The sequence below is a fragment of the Massilia sp. BGA-UO-ETr-WB1 genome (assembly GCF_059567845.1).
Map to the genome: position 1 here is coordinate 1 of NZ_JCAQOT010000022.1, position 20040 is coordinate 20040.

14 protein-coding genes and 1 rRNA gene are annotated in these 20040 nt (G+C 67.0%); 2 read left to right on the forward strand and 13 right to left on the reverse strand.

Features of this window, described 5'->3' with window-relative positions:
- Together AC56DV_RS08365 and AC56DV_RS08370 are read right to left on the reverse strand one after the other, a co-directional pair.
- Positions 1-85, reverse strand: a 16S ribosomal RNA gene (locus AC56DV_RS08365); the annotation flags it as partial.
- A gap of 159 nt (positions 86-244) precedes the next feature.
- Entirely contained in the window at positions 245-496 is a 252-nt protein-coding gene (locus tag AC56DV_RS08370; RefSeq protein ID WP_496313846.1) for a hypothetical protein, read from the reverse strand.
- A 102-nt stretch (positions 497-598) separates the two neighbouring features.
- On the opposite strand from AC56DV_RS08370, the gene AC56DV_RS08375 reads away from it, so the two are divergent.
- Complete coding sequence (locus AC56DV_RS08375; protein WP_496313847.1) at positions 599-2548, forward strand: sigma-54-dependent Fis family transcriptional regulator; 1950 nt, start codon at positions 599-601, stop codon at positions 2546-2548.
- Positions 2549-2553: 5 nt separating this feature from the next.
- On the opposite strand, the gene AC56DV_RS08380 is transcribed toward AC56DV_RS08375, so the two are convergent.
- The 8 genes from AC56DV_RS08380 to AC56DV_RS08415 all read right to left on the reverse strand — a co-directional run bounded on the left by AC56DV_RS08380 (position 2554) and on the right by AC56DV_RS08415 (position 13969).
- The gene (locus AC56DV_RS08380; RefSeq protein ID WP_496313848.1) at positions 2554-3555 is read right to left on the reverse strand and encodes an FAD:protein FMN transferase; all 1002 of its coding nucleotides are present in this window, start codon (positions 3553-3555) and stop codon (positions 2554-2556) included.
- Positions 3552-5789: a 4Fe-4S binding protein gene (locus tag AC56DV_RS08385; RefSeq protein ID WP_496313849.1), complete on the reverse strand. Its 2238-nt coding sequence runs from the start codon at positions 5787-5789 to the stop codon at positions 3552-3554. Before AC56DV_RS08385 ends, AC56DV_RS08380 begins: the two co-directional genes overlap by 4 nt.
- 25 nt (positions 5790-5814) lie before the next feature.
- The gene (locus AC56DV_RS08390) at positions 5815-6969 is read right to left on the reverse strand and encodes a porin (RefSeq protein ID WP_496313850.1); all 1155 of its coding nucleotides are present in this window, start codon (positions 6967-6969) and stop codon (positions 5815-5817) included.
- 158 nt (positions 6970-7127) lie between these two features.
- Complete coding sequence (gene acs / locus AC56DV_RS08395; protein WP_496313851.1) at positions 7128-9083, reverse strand: acetate--CoA ligase; 1956 nt, start codon at positions 9081-9083, stop codon at positions 7128-7130.
- Positions 9084-9157: 74 nt separating this feature from the next.
- Positions 9158-10906 carry a PQQ-dependent methanol/ethanol family dehydrogenase gene (locus AC56DV_RS08400; RefSeq protein ID WP_496313852.1) on the reverse strand — a complete coding sequence of 583 codons (1749 nt, stop codon included), beginning with the start codon at positions 10904-10906 and terminating at the stop codon, positions 9158-9160.
- A gap of 28 nt (positions 10907-10934) precedes the next feature.
- A complete protein-coding gene (locus AC56DV_RS08405; RefSeq protein ID WP_496313853.1) occupies positions 10935-11303 on the reverse strand; it encodes a DUF779 domain-containing protein in 369 nt (122 codons plus the stop codon).
- A 9-nt stretch (positions 11304-11312) separates the two neighbouring features.
- Positions 11313-12833, reverse strand: a complete 1521-nt coding sequence (adh, locus tag AC56DV_RS08410) for an aldehyde dehydrogenase (RefSeq protein ID WP_496313854.1) — start codon at positions 12831-12833, stop codon at positions 11313-11315.
- 155 nt (positions 12834-12988) lie between these two features.
- On the reverse strand, positions 12989-13969 hold the full coding sequence (locus tag AC56DV_RS08415) for a beta-propeller fold lactonase family protein (protein ID WP_496313855.1): 981 nt from the start codon (positions 13967-13969) through the stop codon (positions 12989-12991).
- Positions 13970-14142: 173 nt separating this feature from the next.
- Between AC56DV_RS08415 and AC56DV_RS08420 the strand changes: the two genes are divergently transcribed.
- Positions 14143-16278 (forward strand): TonB-dependent receptor family protein, encoded by a 2136-nt coding sequence (locus AC56DV_RS08420; protein WP_496313856.1) that lies wholly within the window; start codon positions 14143-14145, stop codon positions 16276-16278.
- A gap of 77 nt (positions 16279-16355) precedes the next feature.
- On the opposite strand, the gene AC56DV_RS08425 is transcribed toward AC56DV_RS08420, so the two are convergent.
- From AC56DV_RS08425 to pedF, 3 genes are read right to left on the reverse strand one after another with little or no spacing between them, the layout of a single operon-like run.
- A complete protein-coding gene (locus AC56DV_RS08425; RefSeq protein WP_496313857.1) occupies positions 16356-18710 on the reverse strand; it encodes a TonB-dependent receptor in 2355 nt (784 codons plus the stop codon).
- Positions 18707-19531 carry a substrate-binding periplasmic protein gene (locus tag AC56DV_RS08430; protein WP_496313858.1) on the reverse strand — a complete coding sequence of 275 codons (825 nt, stop codon included), beginning with the start codon at positions 19529-19531 and terminating at the stop codon, positions 18707-18709. Before AC56DV_RS08430 ends, AC56DV_RS08425 begins: the two co-directional genes overlap by 4 nt.
- A gap of 15 nt (positions 19532-19546) precedes the next feature.
- Positions 19547-20008, reverse strand: coding sequence for a cytochrome c-550 PedF (gene pedF, locus AC56DV_RS08435; RefSeq protein ID WP_496313859.1), 462 nt, complete (start codon positions 20006-20008; stop codon positions 19547-19549).
- Positions 20009-20040 lie beyond the last annotated feature (32 nt).

Below are 20040 nucleotides of genomic sequence, written 5' to 3' on the forward strand. Positions count from 1 at the left end.
AGCAAGCTCCCTGTTACCGTTCGACTTGCATGTGTAAAGCATGCCGCCAGCGTTCAATCTGAGCCAGGATCAAACTCTTCAGTTCAATCTCTGTTTAAAGTCATTGCTGACTTGGTCGCTCACTCAAAATACTGACGATTCCTCTTGCGAGGTCACGTTTAATATATTGTGTAAGCGTTTAATAATTTGAGCTAAGAGGCTTGCGCCTCCGGCATCATCATCAAACGCCCACACTTATCGACTGTTAATTTTTAAAGATCTGCTGCGTTTGACAAAGCGTTTTGTTTGTCAGCAGCGAAGAAGGAAGAGTATGAAGTGTTTCGCTTTCTTCGTCAACCCTCTTTTTTCCTACGCTGCGTATGTTCAGCAGCGCGGGGACAGAACTATAGCAAGTCCCTGTCCCATAGGCAAGCGCTATTTCAGGTTCATGTAAGGTGGTGGCATCAGGCTTGCTAAGTACCAGGAAGCGGCACGGCGAATAGCCCTGGCGCGGCATTTGTTCCGTCCTGGCTGTACCGGAACGAAACAAGTGCTTCACATAGCAACACCCGACACACAAAAACGCCGCATCAGACGGCCCGTTAAAGGAATCGGAGACATGTACCAGCCAACCGCCACCACTGCCGCCCCCGATATGGCCGGCATGATCCACACCTCGCACGAGCGCTCGCTCGCCTTTGGGCTCTGCCCGGAAAGCAAACTGGAACTGAGCGCCCTCCCCGGCAGCGAGCTATCCCTGCTAATAGAGCAGAACAGAATGCTGCACACCCATGCGCTGCCGGCCATGGAAACGCTATACCAGCAAATCATCAACACCCACAATATGGTGCTGCTAACGGACGCCAGCGGCGTCATCCTGCATTCGCTAGGCGACGCGGACTTCCTGGAGAAAGCCAACCGGGTGGCGTTGCAGCCCGGCGCGGGCTGGTCCGAGGAATGCCGCGGCACCAATGCGATCGGCACCGCCATCGCCGAAAAGAGTCCGGCCCTGGTGCACGCGGACCAGCACTATCTGCACGCCAACCACTTCCTCACCTGCTCAGCTGCGCCGATTACCGACCACCATGGCAACGTGATCGGCGTGCTGGACGTATCCGGCGACCAGCGCAGCTACCACAAGCACACCATGGCGCTGGTGCGCATGTCCGCGCTGATGATAGAGAACCAGCTGTTCCAGGCCACCTTCGAGGATGCGATTACGCTGCACTTCCACACCCGGCCGGAATTCATCGGCACGCTGATGGAGGGCATCGCCTCATTCACGCCCGGCGGGCGCTTCCTGTCCGCCAACCGCAGCGGCCTGTTCCAGTTGGGCCTGAGCTACGCCGCGCTGCAGACGCATACCTTCAATTCGCTGTTCGGCCTTCCGGTGTCCGCGCTGTTCGACCATTACCGCACCGCCGCCCCCAGCCTGCTCAACCTGTGCATGCACAACGGCGTGCGTGTCTATGGCCGCGCCCAGCTGCGCCTGGGCAGCAGCCACTTCCAGCACGTGCTGGCGGAGCCGCACGATGCCGAGCCGGCCGCGCGGCCCGCAGCGGCGCCCTCCGCGCTGCATGTTGCGAATGCGGCGCGCAAGCTGTCCGGCCTGCGCTATCTGCGCACCGGCGATGCGCAGCTGGAACTGGTGATCGACAAGGTAACGCGCGTGCTGGGCAAGGATATCCCCATCATGATCATGGGCGAAACCGGCACCGGCAAGGAACTGCTGGCCCAGGCCATCCACAACGACTCGCCGCGCGGCCAGGGGCCGTTCATTCCGGTCAACTGCGCGTCGATCCCGGAAACGCTGATCGAATCGGAACTGTTCGGCTATGAGGACGGCGCCTTCACCGGCGCGCGCAAAAAGGGCGCGGTGGGCCGCATCCTGCAGGCCAACGGCGGCACGCTGTTCCTGGACGAGATAGGCGACATGCCCTACAGCCTGCAGGCCCGGCTGCTGCGGGTACTGCAGGAACGCATGGTGACGCCGCTGGGCAGCAGCAAGTCCATCCCTGTCAACGTGGAAGTGATCTGCGCCACCAACCACAATTTGCGCGACCGCATCGCCAAGGGCTTGTTCCGCGAGGACCTGTACTACCGGCTGAACGGCCTGGTGGTGAAACTGCCGCCGCTGCGCGAGCGCACCGACCTGGAGACGGTGGTGAAGAAAATTATCGCCATCGAATCAGGCAGCAGCCGCTACACGGTGGCGCCGCAGATGCTGGAACTGTTCCGCTGCCACAAATGGCCGGGCAATTTCCGCCAGCTGACCAATCTGCTGCGCACCGCTATCGTGATGGCGGGCGATGAGTTCGAGATCTCGCAGCGGCACATGCCGGACGACTTCCTGGACGATATCGCAGCGGCCGATCCGCCGTGCAGCGCCAGTCCGCCCGGTTCGGCGCCGGGCGGCCACCTGCTGGCCGGCGGCGCCAGGCTGGAGGACGTGGAGCACTCGCTGATCCAGAAGACGCTGGCGGCGCACGGCGGCAATGTGTCGGCCACGGCGCGCGCGCTGGGCGTGTCGCGCAACACCATCTACCGCAAGATGCCGCACCTGAAATAAGGCTGTCATGTGCGGTCCGTTGCGGCGGCAAAGCCGGCGGAGCGGCGCACCCTGCCCTGCTTGTCCACCGTGAGCAGGTCGATGCCGGGCAGGCGGCCGGCCAGCGCATGCGCCTTCTTGGCGCCCATCACCATGAAGGCGGTGGATAAACCGTCCGCCAGCAGCGCGGACGGCGCCAGCACCGTCACGCTGGCCAGTTCGGGCGGCGAGTCGCCCCGTTCCGGGTCCAGTATGTGGTGATGCACGCGGTCCTGCGAGAACACGGATTCATAATCGCCCGAGGTGGCCAGGCAGCGGTCGCGCGCCAGCACGATGTCGGTGCAGGCCCCGGCATCGCGAGGGTCGCGGATGCCCAGCGCCCACGGCGAATCGGGCGGCCTGGCGCCGCTGGCGGCGAACTCGCCGGTGTCGAGCAGCGCGTTGCGGATGCCGTGGCGGCGCAGCGCGGCCAGCGCCAGGTCGGCGGCATAGCCCTGGGCCAGTCCGTTGAGGGTGAGCGCCATGCCGGGCCGCAGGAAGCGCGCTTCGCCGCGGTTGAAGGCGAACTGGCGCCAGCCCACCAGCGCGCGGGCCTGGCGCAGGGCCAGCGGGTCCGGCAGCCCGCCGCGCTGCGCGGCCGCCGCATACGCCAGCCACAAAGGCTGGACGGTGACGTCGAACGCGCCGTCGGTCAGCAGCGACAAGGCGCGCGCCTGCGCCAGCACCAGCAGCAGGCGCGGGTCCGGTGCCGCCAGCGCGCCGTCACGGTTCAATCGATAGACCTGGCTGGCGGGATCGTAGATCGACATCAGGCGGTCCACCGACTGGGCTTCGCGCAGCGCCGCGCTCATTGCCGCCCCGGCAGCGGCGCCGTCCGCGTGCGCCACCGTGACGGTGATGGTGGTGCCGAAAGCCTGCGCTGCAGCGGTGTGCAGCCGCGCACCTGCGGCAGCAGCAGCCGGCATGCCAGCGATAGCATCGCCGGCCAGCACGCCCATGGAGGCTGCCAGGAACGTTCTTCTTTTCATGATGCTGTCTCCTGCGCGCCAGCGCGCGCAATGGGAATGACGCTGGTCCGTTTGCGCTCCAGCAGCAGCGGCGCGCACTGGTCCTCGCTATCGTGGATGGCAACGCAGTCCAGGCACTGGAAGCATTCTTCGTAGTCGATGGCGCCAGCGGGCTCGATGGCCTGGTAGGCGCAGCGGTGGCGGCAGGACTGGCATGGCTGCCCGCATTCGCTGCGGCGGGGCACCCAGTCCAGCAGCCTGGCGCGTCCGAGCAGCGACAAGCCCGCACCCAGTGGACACAGGTAGCGGCAGAAGGCACGGAACCAGACGGCGCTGAGCAGCACGAGACCAAGCGCGTAAGCCACGTAGGGCCAGCTGCGCGCGAAACCGAGCGTAATGGCGGTCTTGAACGGCTCCAGTTCCACAAGCAGATCCAAGCTGGCCGCCGCCGGCGTTGAGGCAGCGGCGGCAGCGGGGGCGGAATCGGCGGCGGTGGTGGCGGTGGCGCCTGCGGCATCAGCCACCGTGGTTTCCAGCGCGGCGCTGGAGGCAATCGCCACGTTGACTGCAATGGCGGCGAGCGCGGCGAACTTCAGCCATTTGAACTGCTTGTCGGCCTTGCTCCGCAAGCGTATCTGCGGCAGGCGCAGCCAGCCACCCAGCCGGGCGCCGACTTCCTGCAGCGCGCCGAAGGGACACAGCCAGCCGCAGTAGGCGCCGCGTCCCCAGAACAGCAGCGCCACCAGCGCAAACGACCACACCATCAGCGTGGCCGGATCGAACAGCAGGTATTCCAGGCTGCGGCCGGCCGCCAGCGCCTGCGCCACGCCGGTCAGGTTGACTATCGAGAGCTGGGCCTGGGCGTAGTAGCCGACGAAACCCAAGGTAAACAGCAGGTAGGCGAAACGGAAGCGTGCCAACCGCACGCTACGCGCAGCCAGGCGCCGCTGCCGCATCAGCGCGACGGCCAGCACCAGCAAGCCCAGCGCCAGCACACCAAGCTGCACCGCCTGCGCACGCCAGACGCCGCGCCACGGCGGTTCAGCGGGTGCGCCGGCGATGAGGAAACGCTCTGGCAAACGGTATTGCAGCGCCAGCTCGCGCGTGATCCGCTCCGGGTAGACGATGCCCTTGCTGCGCGTGACGGGCAGCGCAAACTCCAGCGGCAGGCCGGGGTCCAACCCGGCTTGGGCGATCACGCGGAACACGGCAACATGCGCGCCGCCAAACGCGGCCGGATCTTTCAACGCAAGCTCCATGTCCAGGTCGCGCAGCTCAAGCGGCAAGCCCTGCTGCCGCAGCACCAGCCGTTCCGGCACGCTGCCGGGCACGAATTCATCCGGCATCAGCGTATGGCGGCCGGACCAGACCGCAAGCACCGCGTGGTCGCCCGGCTCCAGGCGCGCCGCCAGCTTGTTCCAGCTGTGCGGCGCCAGCAGGCTGCGACCCGCTGCCGGCAGGGAAACGTAAGCCAACCGCAGGTCGATGAAGACGGCGCCGGGATCGCGCAGCGCCTCCGCATCCAGCCCGGCGCCGGGCGTGCCGCTGAACAGCGCCTCGGCCTGACGGTTGGTCACGCGCAGCTGCTGCAGCACGCCCTGCGCCACCATGCGCTCCAGGCTGAGCGTCTCACCCGCATCCGTGCGCAGGCGGGCGGCCAGCGCGGGATCGCGCCCGGCCGCGAACCCGAGGCGCGCCCGCGCCACTTTCAGCGCGGCCGACAGCACGCTCTGGTTAATGATGCGCACCGAGGCCGTGGCCTTGGCCACGCTGTCGAGGTGCACCTCCTGCGGGCCGCCTTTGCTGTCCTTGCCGCCGATGCGGATGGAGCCGGCCAGCGGCACGCCCTGATATTGCGACAGGAACTGCGCCAGGGGCGCTTCGCCCAGTCCTTCCAGGAATACCGGCTCGTGGTGCGACAGCACCGAAACGCCGAGGAAAACGCCCTTCGCATCGAGTGCGATGAGCAGGTTGGGCGGCACGCCCGCGAAACCGGCCACCGGCGCCAGGTCGGTGGACTCGAACGCGTAGCCGACAAGTTCGGTCGCGGTCGCGTTCTGCCGGTACAGCGGCCACACCGGCAGCGCCGCGTCGCGCTCGCCCACCATCAGCGGCGCCGGGAAGCGCTGCGCCATGGCGGCACGGTCCAGCACACCCGCCGCCGCCGGCACGGCAGGGGCCAGCAACAGCGCCTGCAGCACCAGCGTCAGCAGCATCGCCATGCGCCGCAAACCGTTGAGTAGTGGGTGAGCCATGATTGCAGCGCCATGCATGCTCAGGTCAGAAGAAGATGATGCCGCCGAGCGAGGCGCCGCTCATCTTCGCTTCGCTGCCGTTGAAGCCCTTGGAGCGGGTCTGCCCCACTTCGCCCACCAGCGTGATGGCGCTGTTCAGCGTGTAGTACGCGCCCAGCGTGAGGTTGGCGTTCGACTTCAGGCCGCCGGTGCCCGGCGTGTTGTCGCTGTTCTTGCTGATGCCGTAGCCCAGGCCCAGCTTCATCTTGCCGGTGGCCTTGTAGGTGCCCTGCACGAAGTAGTTGCGCGCCGTGGTTTCGCCCTGGTCGGCGTCGGACAGCACGCCCAGGCCTTTGCCGCCCTGCACGTTGGCCAGCAGGCCGAGCGCGCCTTCGCTGTACGAGGCGCCCGCTTCGAAGGCGCGCATGGTGAAGTCCTGCACGCCCGGGGTGACCGATTCGAACTTCTGTCCCTTGGCGCCTATCCAGGCCTTGGCGCCGCCGGCGCTCCAGGTCAGTTGGCCCTGCAGCTGCGGGCTGGTCTTGGTCGAGTACACCGACGGCGTGAGCAGCGGCGTGTCGGACACGGGGCTCACCAGCGCGACATCGACGCCGAAGCCGCTGCTCTTCGGCGAGCTGTAGGCGATCTGGCCGTAGTAGCCGACGTAGCTGTACCCGGCGCCGATATGGCCCAGTGTGACGCGGCCGCGCTGGGTGGCCTGCACCGGCGCACCGGCGCCGATCAGCGTCATGTCGCCGAAGATGGCGCCGGCGCCGAACAGGCCGTTGTCGCGGCCCATCTTGATGGTGCCCATGTCGGCTGTGCCAAAGGTGAAATAGGCCTGGCGCACGTCCACGCCGCTGTTCTGGCTGATGGCGCTGTCGGTGGCAGTGGCGTGGTAGATGCCGATCAGCGCTTTCACGTCGTAGCCGCCCAGGCTGGAGCTGGCCGAGGTGACCAGGCCGTTGGGCAGCAGGCCGTTGCCGATGGTGCTGCGGTCGTCCTGGCCGCCGCAGCCCAGGCCCTTGCTGGCCAGCGCCAGCCCGCCCACCGCGTCGCCGGAGCAGGACACCTGCGTGTAGTAGGCGTTGACGATGCCGCCCACGCCCACGGTCCAGTCGCCCGCTTTAAAGTCAACTGCGCCGGCATGCTGCGATGCGAAAGTAGCCACTGCCATGCCGCTCATGATGATCCTCTTCATTCCTGTCTCCCTTGGTTTTATGTTTGACCGCACCGCGTTCGGTGCACTACCCAAGGGGCAAATTGCGTGCCGGGTTGGCGGCAGAGGGAAAGCCCTGCGGCGGCGCGCCGCTTCTGTGCCATTACGGATCAGAAGCGCGCCGCAGGTGTCCCTATTCTCTACACCGCCTTGCCCAGCTGCTCAAGGATGGCGGGGTTCTCCAGCGTGGACACGTCCTGCGTGATTTCGCCGCCCTGCGCCAGCACGCGCAGCAGGCGGCGCATGATTTTCCCGGAACGCGTTTTCGGCAACTGGTCGCCAAAGCGCACATCCTTGGGCTTGGCGATAGGTCCGATCTCCCTGGCCACCCAGTTGCGTAGCTCCTGCGCCAGCGCCCTGGCATCCGCGCCGCCGGGGCGCGCCTTCTTCAGCACCACGAAAGCGCAGATCGATTCGCCGGTGGTGTCGTCCGGCTTGCCCACCACGGCAGCTTCGGCCACTTGCGGATGCGCCACCAGCGCGGACTCGATCTCCATCGTGCCCATGCGGTGGCCCGATACGTTGAGCACGTCGTCGATACGGCCGGTGATGGTGAAGTAGCCGCTATCCTTGTCGCGCACGGCGCCGTCGCCCGCCAGGTACAGCGCGCCGCCCAGCTCCTCGGGGAAGTAACTGCTGCGGTAGCGCTTGGGGTTGTTCCAGATGGTGCGTATCATCGACGGCCACGGGCGTTTCACCACCAGGATGCCGCCCTGCCCGTCCGGCACGTCGTGCCCCGCCTCGTCCACCACGGCGGCCATGATGCCCGGCAGCGGCAGCGTGCACGACCCCGGCACCAGCGGCGTGGCGCCCGGCAGCGGCGTGATCATGTGGCCGCCGGTCTCGGTCTGCCAGAAGGTGTCGACAATCGGGCAACGCTCGCCGCCCACGTGCTGGTGGTACCAGCGCCAGGCTTCGGGGTTGATCGGCTCCCCGACCGAGCCAAGCAGGCGCAAGGTGCTCAGGTCGTAGTTGCGCGGGTGCGCCGCCGGGTCCATGTCGCTGGCCTTGATCAGCGAACGGATCGCGGTGGGCGCGGTGTAGAAGATGCTCACGCCGTGGCGCGCGATGGTCCGCCAGAAGCGGCCCGCGTCCGGATAGGTCGGCACGCCTTCGAAGATCACCTGGGTGGCGCCCACCGCCGTGGGCCCGTAGGCGATGTAGCTATGGCCCGTGACCCAGCCGATATCGGCGGTGCACCAGTACACGTCGTCCGGCTTGATGTCGAAGCTCCACTTCATGGTCAGCGCGGCCCACAGCAGGTAGCCGCCGCTGGAGTGCTGCACGCCCTTGGGCGTGCCGGTGGAGCCGGATGTGTACAGGATGAACAGCGGATGTTCCGCGTTGACCCACTCGGGCTCGCATTGCTCCGGCTGGTCCGCCGTCAGGTCATGCAGCCAGATGTCGCGGTCCGACACATGGGTGACGCCGCCGCCGGTGCGCTGGTAGACGATCACGTGCTTGACGCTGCCGCAGCCGCCCAGCGCCAGCGCCTCGTCGACGATGGATTTCAGCGGCAGCCGTTTGCCGCCGCGCAGCTGCTCGTCCTGCGTGATGACGGCTGCAGCGCCGGCATCCATGATGCGCTCCTGCAGCGCCTTTGCGGAAAAGCCGCCGAACACCACCGAATGGGTGGCGCCGATGCGCGCGCAGGCCAGCATGGCGGCCACGCCCTCGACCGACATGGCCATATAGATCACCACCCGGTCGCCCTTGCCGATGCCGCGCGCCCGCAGGCCGTTGGCGATGCGGCACACCCTGGCGTGCAGGCCCCTGTAGGTCACGTGCGAAAAGGCGCCGTCGTCCGCTTCGAAAATGATGGCGATCTTTTCGCCCAGGCCGCGCTCGATATGCCGGTCCAGGCAGTTGTAGGAAACGTTCAGCCGGCCGTCGTCGAACCAGCGGTAGAACGGCGCCGCGCTTTCGTCCAGCACGCGGGTGAACGGCACTTGCCAATCGAGATTGGCGCGGGCCAGCATGCCCCAGTAGCCCTCGTAGTCTTGCTCGGCGTGCGTGCACAAGGCCTCGTAGGCGGCCATGTCGGGAATGGCCGCTTGCGCGGAGAACGCGCGCGGCGGCATGTAAGTCGTTTGCATTTGCTACTCTCCCAAAAGATCCAAAAAAAACTGGCGACCGAAGCCGCCAGAAAGACACCAGGCAATCGATCCGTTTATTTCATCAGCTTGAACACCCACACCGAGCCGCCCTGCTCCAGGAAGTTGACCTTCTTGGCTACTTCCCCGCCCCACAGCGGCACCGCGCCGCCCCAGCCGGACACCACGGCCACGTACTGCACGCCGCCTTCCTGCCAGGTGACCGGCGGCGCCACCACGCCGGAGCCGGTCTGGAACTTCCACAGCTCCTTGCCGCTCTTGGCGTCCAACGCTTTCAGATAGCCTTCCGGCGTGCCGTAGAACACCAGGCCGCCGGCGGTGGCCATCACGCCGCCCCACAGGGGCGCATTGTTCTTCACTTCCCAGGCGATCTTGCCGCTCTTGGGATCGACCGCGCGCAGCGCGCCGATGTAATCGTCGAACAGCGGCTTGATGGTGAAGCCCGCGCCCAGGTAGGCACCGCCCTTCTTGTAGCTGATCGGCTCATTCCAGATGTCCATGCCCCACTCGTTGGCGGGCACGTAGAACAGTTTGGTCTGCGGGCTGTACGCCATCGGCATCTGGTTCTTGGCGCCCAGGAAGGCCGGCGCGGCGAACACGGTCTTGCCCTTCTTGCCCTCCTCACCCTTGGTCGGATCGCCGGGACGGCCTTCGGGGATGAATTTGGGGCGGCCGGTCTGCAGGTCGATGCCCGAGGCCCAGGTGATCTTCTTCACAAACGGGAACGCGTTCTGCAGCTTGCCGGTGGCTGCATCGTTCACGTAGAAGTAGCCGTTGCGGTCGGCCTTGCCGCCATAGCGCTTGCCGTCCATGTCGAAGGTGACGAATTCATTGGCGCCGTCGAAGTCCCAGGCGTCGTTCGGCGTGTTCTGGTATGCCCACTTGATCTGGCCGGTGGTCACGTCCAGCGCCACGGTGGACGAGGAATACAGGTTGTCACCGGGGCGCAGGTGACTGTTCCACGGGGCCGGATTGCCGGTGCCGAAGTAGGCCAGCCCGGTCACCGGATCGTAGGTGCCTCCCATCCAGGTGGAGGCGCCGCCGGTTTTCCACAGGTCGCCGGGCCAGCTCTTGTTCGGCGTGCCGGTGATGCCGTTGTCGATGGCGTTGCCGTCCTTGTCGTACTTGTGGCCCATGTGGCCTTCCACCATGGGGCGCGACCAAACCAGCTCGCCGGTGCGGGGATTGCGCGCTTCCACCCGGCCGACGATGCCGAACTCGCCGCCGGACACGCCGGTCAGCAGCAGCCCCTTGGCGATCAGCGGGGCCGCCGTCATCGAATAGCCGGCGGCGTAGTCGTCCACCTTTTCCTTCCAGACGATCTTGCCGGTATCCTGGTCCAGCGCCACCAGCTGCGCGTCCAGCGTGCCGAAGATGACCAGGTTGTCGAACAGCGCGGCGCCGCGGTTGACCACGTCGCAGCAGGGCATGATGCCGTCCGGCAGGCGGTGTTCGTATTTCCACAGCTTGGCGCCGTTCTTAAGGTCCACCGCGAAAATGCGCGAGTACGAGGCGGTGACGAACATTTTTCCGTTGTGGATCAGCGGCTGCGACTCCTGGCCGCGCTGCTTCTCGCCGCCGAAGGAAAACGACCAGGCCGGCGTCAGCCTGCCGACGTTGGCGGTGTTGATCTGCGTCAGCGGCGAATAGCGCTGGCCCTCCGAGCCCATGCCGAAGGACAGCACAGCCGCGGTATTTTTCGATGCTCCGTCCAGCATACTGGTGGTAACGGCAGCGCCGCCCGCCGCCCATGCCAGGCCCACGCTGCCCGACGCCAGCAGCAATCCTACGAATGTTTTTTGCATTTTGTTCTCCTCTTGACTTCCCATGTTTTTATAAAAGACCAAGTTCCCTGCATTCCTCGTCGGTGAACACCCGCGAGCGGGTGAGAAAGCGCCGCCCGGTGCCGTTATCGAGCGAGAACATGCCGCCGTTGCCCGGCACCACGTCGATAATCAGTTGCGTGTGCTCCCAGTAGCCGAACTGCTCCAGCCCCATGTAGAAAGGCGCCCCATTCAGGTTGCCCAGGTAGACGTCGGTGTCGCTCAGATTGAACTCGCCGGCCTGGTAGCACATCGGCGTGCTGCCGTCGCAGCAGCCGCCGGACTGGAAGAACATGATCGGCCCGTGCCGGTGGCGCAGTTCGGCGATCATCTCCAGTGCGGGGCCAGTCGCGATAACGCGGGCTACGGCTGCTTTCATGTCGGTCTCTCAGAAGAAGCCCAGCGCTTTAGGGCTGTAGCTCACCAGCAGATTCTTGGTCTGCTGATAGTGGTCCAGCATCATCTTGTGGTTTTCGCGGCCAATGCCGGACTGCTTGTAGCCGCCGAAGGCAGCGTGCGCCGGATACAGGTGGTAGCAGTTGGTCCACACGCGGCCGGCCTGGATGCCGCGCCCGATGCGGAAGGCGCGCGCGCCGTCGCGGGTCCATACGCCTGCGCCCAGGCCGTACAGCGTGTCGTTGGCGATGCGCAGCGCGTCCGCCTCGTCCTTGAAGGTCGTGACCGACACCATCGGCCCGAAGATCTCTTCCTGGAAGATGCGCATGGTGTTGTCGCCCTTGAACACGGTGGGCGTGACGTAGTAGCCGCCTTCCAGCTCGCCGCTCTGCACATTGCGCGCGCCGCCGGCCAGCAGCTGGGCGCCTTCCTGCTTGCCGATATCCATATAGGACAGGATCTTTTCCATCTGCTCCTGCGATGCCTGGGCGCCGATCATGGTGGCCGAATCGAGCGGGTTGCCCTGCTTGATGGCGGCCACGCGCTTCAGGGCGCGCTCGATGAAGGCTTCGTAGATCGACTCCTGGATCAGCACGCGCGACGGGCAGGTGCACACCTCGCCCTGGTTCAGCGCGAACATGGCGAAGCCCTCCAGGCATTTATCGAAGTAGTCGTCGTCGGCCGCCATCACGTCTTCGAAGAAGATGTTGGGCGACTTGCCGCCCAGCTCCAGCGTGACCGGGATCAAATTCTGCGCGGCGTACTGCATGATCAGGCGGCCGGTGCCGGTTTCGCCGGTGAAGGCGATCTTGGCGATGCGCTTGTTCGAGGCCAGCGGCTTGCCCGCTTCCAGGCCGAAGCCGTTGACGATGTTCAGCACGCCGGGCGGCAGCAGGTCGCCGATCAGCTCCGCCAGCACCATGATGGAGGCCGGGGTCTGCTCGGCCGGTTTCAGCACCACGCAGTTACCCGCCGCCAGCGCCGGCGCCAGCTTCCATACCGCCATCAGGATGGGGAAGTTCCACGGAATGATCTGGCCCACCACGCCCAGCGGCTCGTGGAAGTGGTAGGCGTAGGTGGTGTCGTCGATCTGCGCCACCGAGCCCTCCTGGGCGCGGATGCAGCCGGCGAAATAGCGGAAGTGGTCGATCGCCAGCGGAATGTCGGCCGCCATGGTTTCGCGGATCGGCTTGCCGTTGTCGATGGTCTCGGCGGTGGCGATCAGCTGCAGGTTCTGCTCCATGCGGTCGGCGATGCGGTTCAGGATGTTGGCGCGCTCAGCCTGCGAGGTCTTGCCCCAGGCTTCCTTGGCGGCGTGCGCCGCGTCCAGCGCGATCTCCACGTCCTCCGCCGTCGAGCGCGCGATCTCGCAGAACGGCAGCCCGGTGATCGGGGTCAGGTTGGCGAAGTACTCGCCTTTTACCGGCGCCACGAACTTGCCGCCGATGTAGTTGTCATAGCGTTGCTTGAAAGGGTTGGCGACGCCCAGTTTGTTGATATCCGCGAGATTCATGTCATCCTCTTTCTTCAATGTGGGTTGGACTTGCATCCTCTATTTCGCAAACACCGTGCCAGCTGCCTGCACGGCGAAAACGGCGCCTGCGCTGTTGCAAGGTGTGCCAAAGTTGAACAGGTGTGCCACGGCGGCTGTTTCAGGTGTGACCGCGCTCAGGGAATCGCCACGCCCCAGGGCAGCTCGCCCACGGCGATGTCGGCCACCTTGCGCGCGCTGGCGGTGTCGATCACGGAAACGCTGTTGGAGCGGCCGTTGGCCACGTACAGCTTGGCGCCGTCCGGCGTGATGGCCATATTCCACGGCCGCTTGCCGACCGCCACCGTGGCGCTGACGGTGTTGCTGACGGCATCGATCAGCATCACGCTGCCGTCGGTGCCGTTGGAGACGTAGACCTGCTTGCCGCTGGGGTGCACGGCAATGCCGTTGGCGTTGCGCCCGGCCGGGATTTTCGCCAGCGTGCTGCGGGTGGCGGTGTCCACCACGTACACCGTGTTCACCAGTTCGCAGGCGATATAGGCGCGGCGGCCGTCCGGCGAAAAACCGATGCCGCGCGGACGCAGGCCGACCGCCACCGTGCCGGCCTGGCGCCGCTGCGCCACGTCGATCACGTCCACCTGCTCGGCTTCCTCGGCGCTGACGTAGAGCCAGCGGCCGTCCGGGCTGAACACGGCATGCTCGGGGTTGCGGCCCTGGACCGGGATGTCGGCCAGGCGCTCGCCGCTGCGGGCGTCCACCAGCGTGACGCTGTTGCCCTCTTCCACCGCGACGGCGGCGTAGCGGCCATCCGGCGACACGCTCACGCCTTCCGGCGATTTGCCCAGCGCCAGCGGGGTTGGCGTGGCGCCGCCGGCGCTGTCGAGCATCAGCAGCGTGTTGCTGCCGGCGTCCGTCACGAACAGCCGCGTGCCGCCGGGAACCGCCGCAATGCCGCGCGGCCGCTTGCCGGCCGCCAGGCTGCGCAGCACCGTATCGGTGGCGGTATCGACTACGCTGACCGTGCCGGACTTCTCGTTGGGCACATAGGCCAGCGGCGCCGCATTGGCAGCTTGGGCAGATTGCGCCAGCAAGCAGGGGAGGATTGCAGAAACGGTTGCAAACACGCGCGCGGCGCGTAGACAATACGGGGTTTTCATGACTGCCTCTTGAAGGATCGCGCCTGCGGGATGCGCGCGCGTGCAGCAGACGATGCAAGCGCCATGCCACGCGCGCGGCGCGGAGCAGCCATGGCAGGTATATTGCTTACGGGTTGAAGCAGACTTGCCGGCCCCCGCCAGGCAGGCGAGGAACTCAACCAAGGAGATTGACCATGCAGCACCGATTTCGTTTGAGGGCTGTCGCAGCCCTGTTCAGCGCTGGCGCCCTGCCGCTCACGCCCACCGTCCACGCGGCCGATGCAGCCGGTGCGGCCGATGCAGCCGTCGTCATCGTCAGCGGCAGCCGCGTGGAACACAGCAGTTTCGACTTCCCGGCCGCCGTCGACGTGGTCGGCGCGGAGCGCATCCGCGACAGCCAGATGCGCGTGAACGCGTCCGAAGCCCTGGCCTCCGTGCCAGGCCTGGTGGCACAGAACCGCCAGAACTACGCGCAGGACTTGCAAATATCGTCGCGCGGCTTCGGCGCCCGCTCCGCCTTCGGCGTGCGCGGCGTGAAGCTGATCGCCGACGGCATCCCGGCCAGCATGCCGGACGGCCAGGGCCAGGCCGCCACCTTCAACCTCGACATGGCCGAGCGCATTGAAGTGCTGCGCGGCCCGTTCTCTGCGGTGTACGGCAACCACGCCGGCGGCGTGGTGCAGCTGTTCACGCGCGACGGCGACGGCGCCCCCAGCGTGGAAACCACCCTGTCCGCCGGCAGCGACGGCGCCCGCAAACTGGACCTGAACGCGCAAGGCAAGTCGGGCGGCATCGGCTACGTGCTGGACGCCTCCCGCTTCGACACCGACGGCTACCGCGACCACAGCGCGGCGCGGCGCGACCAGGCCTACGCCAAGCTGACGCTGGCGCCGGGCGCCGGCGGCAAACTGACCATCACCGCCAGCGGGCTGCGCCAGAAGGACACGCAAGACCCGCTCGGCGTCACCTGGGCCACATGGCGGCGCGACCAGCGCGCCGGCGAAACCGACGCCACCGACACGGCAACGCCCAAGCGCACCTTCGCGGAACGCTACAACACCCGCAAGAGCATCGACCACAAGCAGATCGGCGCGGCGTGGGAGCAGAGGATCGGCGCCGGCGACAGCAAGCTGCGCGTCACCGTCCATGGCGGCAACCGCCAGGTGATCCAGTACCAGGCCTTCTCGCGCGCATTCCAGGCCCCGGCCAGCCATTCCGGCGGCGTGGTCGATTTCGACCGCGATTTCAGCGGCGCCGACGTCAGCTGGGTGGACGTGCGGGCGCTGGCGGGCGGCAAGCTGACGTCCACGGTCGGCATCGAATACGGCCGCTCGAAGGACGACCGCAAGGGCTACGAGAACTTCAGCGGGACCGAACTTGGCGTGAAAGGCAGGCTGCGGCGCGACGAAACGGACAAGGTGAGCAGCACCGATCCCTACCTGCAAGCCGAATGGGCACAGGGGCCTTGGGTGCTGAACGCGGGCCTGCGGCACAGCCGCTTCAAGGTGGACGTGAGCGACCGCTATCTGTCCAACGGCAACGACAGCGGCGGCTTGCGCTACAGCCGCACCACGCCGGTGGCCGGCCTGCTGTACAAAGTATCGCCGGCGCTGAACGTGTACGCCAGCGCCGCGCGCGGCTTCGAAACGCCCACGCTGAATGAGCTGTTCTATTCCGGTACCGGCGGCGGCTTCAATTTCAAGCTGCAGCCTGCCCGCAGCACGCACGCTGAAGCCGGCGTGAAAACCATGCTGGGCAGCGGCACCCGCATCGACGCGGCGCTGTTCCAGGTGCGAACCGACGACGAGCTGGTGGTGGATGCGTCCAGCGGTGGCCGCACCAGCTACCGCAATGCCAGCAAAACGCTGCGGCGCGGCGCCGAAGTGTCCGCCGAAACGGCGCTGGGCCATGGCTTCAGCGCGCGCGCGGCGCTGACGGCGTTGCGCGCCACATACGACCAGGCCTTCGGCAACGTGCTGAAAGGCAGCCGCCTGCCGGGCGTGCCGAATGCCTACGCCTATGGCGAGCTGGCCTGGCAATTGCCGTCGCGTGCACTGGGCGCCGCCGTCGAAACGGTGGCTGCGGTCCGTGTCTACGCGGAAGACAGCAACACCGAGAAGACTGCGCCCGGCTATGCCATCGTCAACCTGCGCGTCACCGCACAGCAGCAAGCCGGCGGCTGGCGCTTCAAGCAGTTCGCGCGCCTGAACAATGCGGCTGACCGTGCCTACGTGGGATCGGTGATCGTGGGCGATACCAATAAGCGCTACTACGAGGGAGCGCCGGGCCGCAACTGGCAGCTGGGCGCCAGCGCGCAGCACCAGTTCTAACGAGGAAAACCACGGCCGCCAAAAGCGGCCGGCGCTGAAGCGCCGCCATGGCGCCACGGCCTGGTTCAGCGCCGCCGTCAGAAGCGGTAGCGCAAGCCGGCCGAGATAGAGCGCGGCGCGCCGGGCGCCACAAAGCGCGCCAGTTCAGCCTCGCCGCCCGCGCCGTGCGGACTGGCCAGTTGCCCGCCCGGGAACATGTCCGCGCCCACGGCGCCGAAAGTCTCGTAGCGGCGGTTGCCCACATTGTTCACGCGCGCGAACAGCTCCCAGGCCGCTTGCGGCTTGTAGCTGAGGCGCAGCGCCAGCAGCGCATAACCGCGCGTGCGCAGGTCGGCGCGCTGCGGCGCCCCACCCTCTTCCGTATCGGCGGACAGCCCATCCTCATTGCCCTGCGTGCCCTGGCTGGACACCGCGCGCCATTCCGCGCCCAGCGTGAGTCCGCCGCCCGCCCTCCAGTCCAGCGCCAGCTTGGCGCTATGCCGGGGCAAGCCCGCAATGCGCGTACCGGGCGTGACCGCCACGTTGCGGGTGCCGGTGAACAGCGAGCCGTTCGAGGCATACACGGCGTCCAGCCAGCTATAGCTGAAGCGCGCGGCAAACGGACCGCGCTCGGCGGCCGCGCTCAAGTCCAGCCCCTGGTGGCGGGTGCGGTCGAAGTTGGAGAAATAGCCGTGCTGGGTCAGTCCCGCGCTGCGGAACAGGATGTCGTCCTGGTTGCGGGTGCGGTAGATGGTGGCGGTGACCGAGTCGCGGCCGGCCTGCCAGCGTGTGCCCGCCTCCACCGTGCGCGACACCACCTGCTTCAGATAGGGGTCGGACTGCAAACCTACCGGCAGCCGGCAAGGCTGATCCGGATCGGCGCAGCCGAGTTCTATCACGGTCGGCATGCGGGTGCTCTGCGCGGCGTTGGCAAACACCGTCCAGCCGGGCGCAGCTTCATGCGCAACGCCGAGCGCGGGATTCAGCTTGCGATAGCTGAATGCCTCGCGCGGCTGCGGCACGCCCTCGTTGCTGATGGTGCTGGCCACGCGCGCATGGCCATAGCGGGCGGATGCGGTCAGCCAGGTTCGGGCAGTGAGGGCCCAGGTGCCGCTGGCGTAGGCGCTGCTGCTGCGCGCCCTGCCGTCGACCGAAGCATCCAGTTCCCGCTCGCCGCCGCCGGCGGACACGCCGCGCAACGCGTCGAAGCCGGCTTCCTGCTCGTACTGCGCAAAACCCACCTTGCTGCGGTCGTGCGCCAGCCCGGCCATCAGTTGCAAGCCGGGCAGCTGCGCCGACCATTGCGCGCTGAAGCCCTGGCTGCGCTGGCGTGTGCTGCTGGTGTTCAGCGAGGCGCTGTGCAAGGCGGCGCCCTGCGCCCGCGTGTGGGGGCACTCGTCCGGCTCGAGCGGCTGCCCGCCGGCGCCGAAACCCTCGCCGCACGCTTCCACGTAGTCCGCGTACTGGTCATCGACGTCGCCGTTCACCGTGTCGCGGCGGCTATTGCGCAGATAGGCGGCAACCGTCAGCTGCATGTCCGGGGCGAGGCGGCGAGTTACGCTCGATTGCGCCTGGCGCAGCCGGTTGCGCGTTTCGTCAGGCCAGGTGTAAGCGGAACGGCGGTCGTGCTCATACAGGCCGTCCGGCAGCAAGCCGTTGCCAACCAGGCGGCTTTCGCCGCCCAGCATGGTGAGCTGCCATTCTGTATCGCGCTCCACCCTGCCCAGCTTGACGAACAGATTGGCGAGCCGCCCATCCGAATGCGCGCGCCAGCCACCGTCGCCGAACAAGGTGGCGGCGGTAAACAGATGCCACCCGCCGCGCGCAGCGCCGTAGGCCAGGTCGGCGCGCCGCTGGCGGTGGCTGCCGCCGCTGATGGCGCCGCTGAAGCCGGGGTCGCTGGCGCCGGAGCGCGTGTTCAGCGCCAGCGCACCGCCCAGCGTGTTCAGGCCGTACAGGGGATTGGAGCCCGGCGCCAGCAGCACGCTGCCGATCGCCGCTTCCGGCAGCATGTCCCAGTTGACCACGTCGCCAAAGGGTTCGTTCACGCGCACGCCGTCCAGGTAGACCGAGATGCCCTGGCCCGTGCCCAGCACCGGCGAAGCGCGAAAGCCGCGATAGGTCAGGTCGTTCTGGAACGGGCTGCCGGAAATTTCGTTCACGTTCACGCCGGCAAAGCTGCGCGCCAGCAGTTCGCTCAGGTTGCCGCCGTCGGCGCGCGCCAACGCCGCGTCGGTCGCGGTCTGCACCGCATACGGCAGGGTTTTGCGTTCCACGCCCAGCCCCGGCAGCGGCGCCATACCGACGATCTCCACGCTGGCTATCGGCGAGGCGTGGGCGGCGCCGGCCATGACCGCGCCGTGCGCCAGCGCCGATACGGCCAGCACCAGCTGCCTGCGGCGGATGCCGGCCGCGCCGCGCCTGGCAGCTTGGCGGGCGCCAGCCGCGTTCATGGCTGCACCATGCGCACCCCGTGCTTGGCAAAGATGGCCTGCAGTTCGCCGCTGGCCCGCATCTCGTTCACGGCCGCCTGCAGCAGGCGCGCCACGTCCTGGTCATCCTTGCGCACCGCCATGCCGACCGCCCAGCCGTTGCGCGGCAGACGCTGGAACACCGCCTGCTCCAGCGGGAACGCGGGATCGCCCTTGAACACGGCCTCGATTTCCGAACGGTTGGCCAGCACCGCATCCAGCCGGCCCGCTTTCAGCTCCTCCAGCGCGGCGGCGGCCGTGGGGAAGATGCGCACGTTGTCGCGGAAGCGGCCATTGCCTTCGCCCAGCAGCACCATGGCCGCGATCGACACCTTTTCCACGCCCACGCGCTTGCCCGCCAGCGCCTCGATACTGTCGAACGCCGGCATGGCCTGCGCGCTGCGCACCAGGCGCACCGCCTCCACGTGGTAAGGCGCGAAAATCTGCACCTTGTCGTTCTCCGCCATCAGGCGGCTGTCGACCGGCACGTGCAGCAGCACGTCGGCCGGGCCGTAGCCGAGGTAATGTCCCTTCCACACCATGTTGCGCAAGTCGTCGCCCAGGTTCTCGCCGGCCGGGAAAGGCAGCAGCGTCAGCCTGAGTTTGAGCTTTTTGGCCAGCGCCTCGGCCAGGTCGATATCGATGCCGGCGCCATGGTCGGAGAACGGCGCGAACTCGCTATAGACCGCCACCTTCAGCGTGCCCGTTTGCTGCAGTTTGTTCCAGTCGGCCTGCGCCGGCAGAACGGTGGCGGCCAGCGCCAGCGCCGCCGCAGCCTTGCGGTAAATATGGGAATGGAGCATGGCGTCCTCCCGGCGTCAGTTGGTTTCGCGGCGGGTTTCCAGATAGGTCTTGATGGCCCACATGGCTTCCTGGTTGAAGATGCCCTCGAACGGAGGCATGTACACCGCGCCGTTGCGCACCTTGCCGGCGCGGATGGAGCTCAGGTAGTAGGCGTCCACGTCCTTGAAGCAGGCCGCTTTCTTGGCGGCGTTCTTGATATTGGCGCAGTCGCGGTCCATCAGCCGCAGGTCGGGCGCGATGCCGCCCGATACCGCCTCCAGGCCGTGGCAGCGCGCGCAGTTCTGGTTGTAGGCGGACGAGCCTATCTTCAGCGCCAGCTTGTTGCCCTTGTAGGGATTCTCGTCGCGCCATTTATCGCCCAACGGCGCCAGGCCGGTGGTGTCCACGCCTTGCGGCGTGACTGCGCCATGCGCCTGGGCGCCGAAGGAAGCGATGAGGGCTGCGGCCGCGATGCAGAGGGTAAGTGCGCGTTTCATGATGCTGTCTCCTGTAGTTGTGAATAGCTGCT

Bases quoted from the DNA above. Each gene is read 5' to 3' on its own strand.
- AC56DV_RS08370 (WP_496313846.1), bottom strand. From the start codon at position 496: ATGCCGCGCCAGGGCTATTCGCCGTGCCGCTTCCTGGTACTTAGCAAG.
- AC56DV_RS08375 (WP_496313847.1), top strand. From the start codon at position 599: ATGTACCAGCCAACCGCCACCACTGCCGCCCCCGATATGGCCGGCATG.
- AC56DV_RS08380 (WP_496313848.1), bottom strand. From the start codon at position 3,555: ATGAAAAGAAGAACGTTCCTGGCAGCCTCCATGGGCGTGCTGGCCGGC.
- AC56DV_RS08385 (WP_496313849.1), bottom strand. From the start codon at position 5,789: ATGGCTCACCCACTACTCAACGGTTTGCGGCGCATGGCGATGCTGCTG.
- AC56DV_RS08390 (WP_496313850.1), bottom strand. From the start codon at position 6,969: ATGAAGAGGATCATCATGAGCGGCATGGCAGTGGCTACTTTCGCATCG.
- acs (WP_496313851.1), bottom strand. From the start codon at position 9,083: ATGCAAACGACTTACATGCCGCCGCGCGCGTTCTCCGCGCAAGCGGCC.
- AC56DV_RS08400 (WP_496313852.1), bottom strand. From the start codon at position 10,906: ATGCAAAAAACATTCGTAGGATTGCTGCTGGCGTCGGGCAGCGTGGGC.
- AC56DV_RS08405 (WP_496313853.1), bottom strand. From the start codon at position 11,303: ATGAAAGCAGCCGTAGCCCGCGTTATCGCGACTGGCCCCGCACTGGAG.
- adh (WP_496313854.1), bottom strand. From the start codon at position 12,833: ATGAATCTCGCGGATATCAACAAACTGGGCGTCGCCAACCCTTTCAAG.
- AC56DV_RS08415 (WP_496313855.1), bottom strand. From the start codon at position 13,969: ATGAAAACCCCGTATTGTCTACGCGCCGCGCGCGTGTTTGCAACCGTT.
- AC56DV_RS08420 (WP_496313856.1), top strand. From the start codon at position 14,143: ATGCAGCACCGATTTCGTTTGAGGGCTGTCGCAGCCCTGTTCAGCGCT.
- AC56DV_RS08425 (WP_496313857.1), bottom strand. From the start codon at position 18,710: ATGAACGCGGCTGGCGCCCGCCAAGCTGCCAGGCGCGGCGCGGCCGGC.
- AC56DV_RS08430 (WP_496313858.1), bottom strand. From the start codon at position 19,531: ATGCTCCATTCCCATATTTACCGCAAGGCTGCGGCGGCGCTGGCGCTG.
- pedF (WP_496313859.1), bottom strand. From the start codon at position 20,008: ATGAAACGCGCACTTACCCTCTGCATCGCGGCCGCAGCCCTCATCGCT.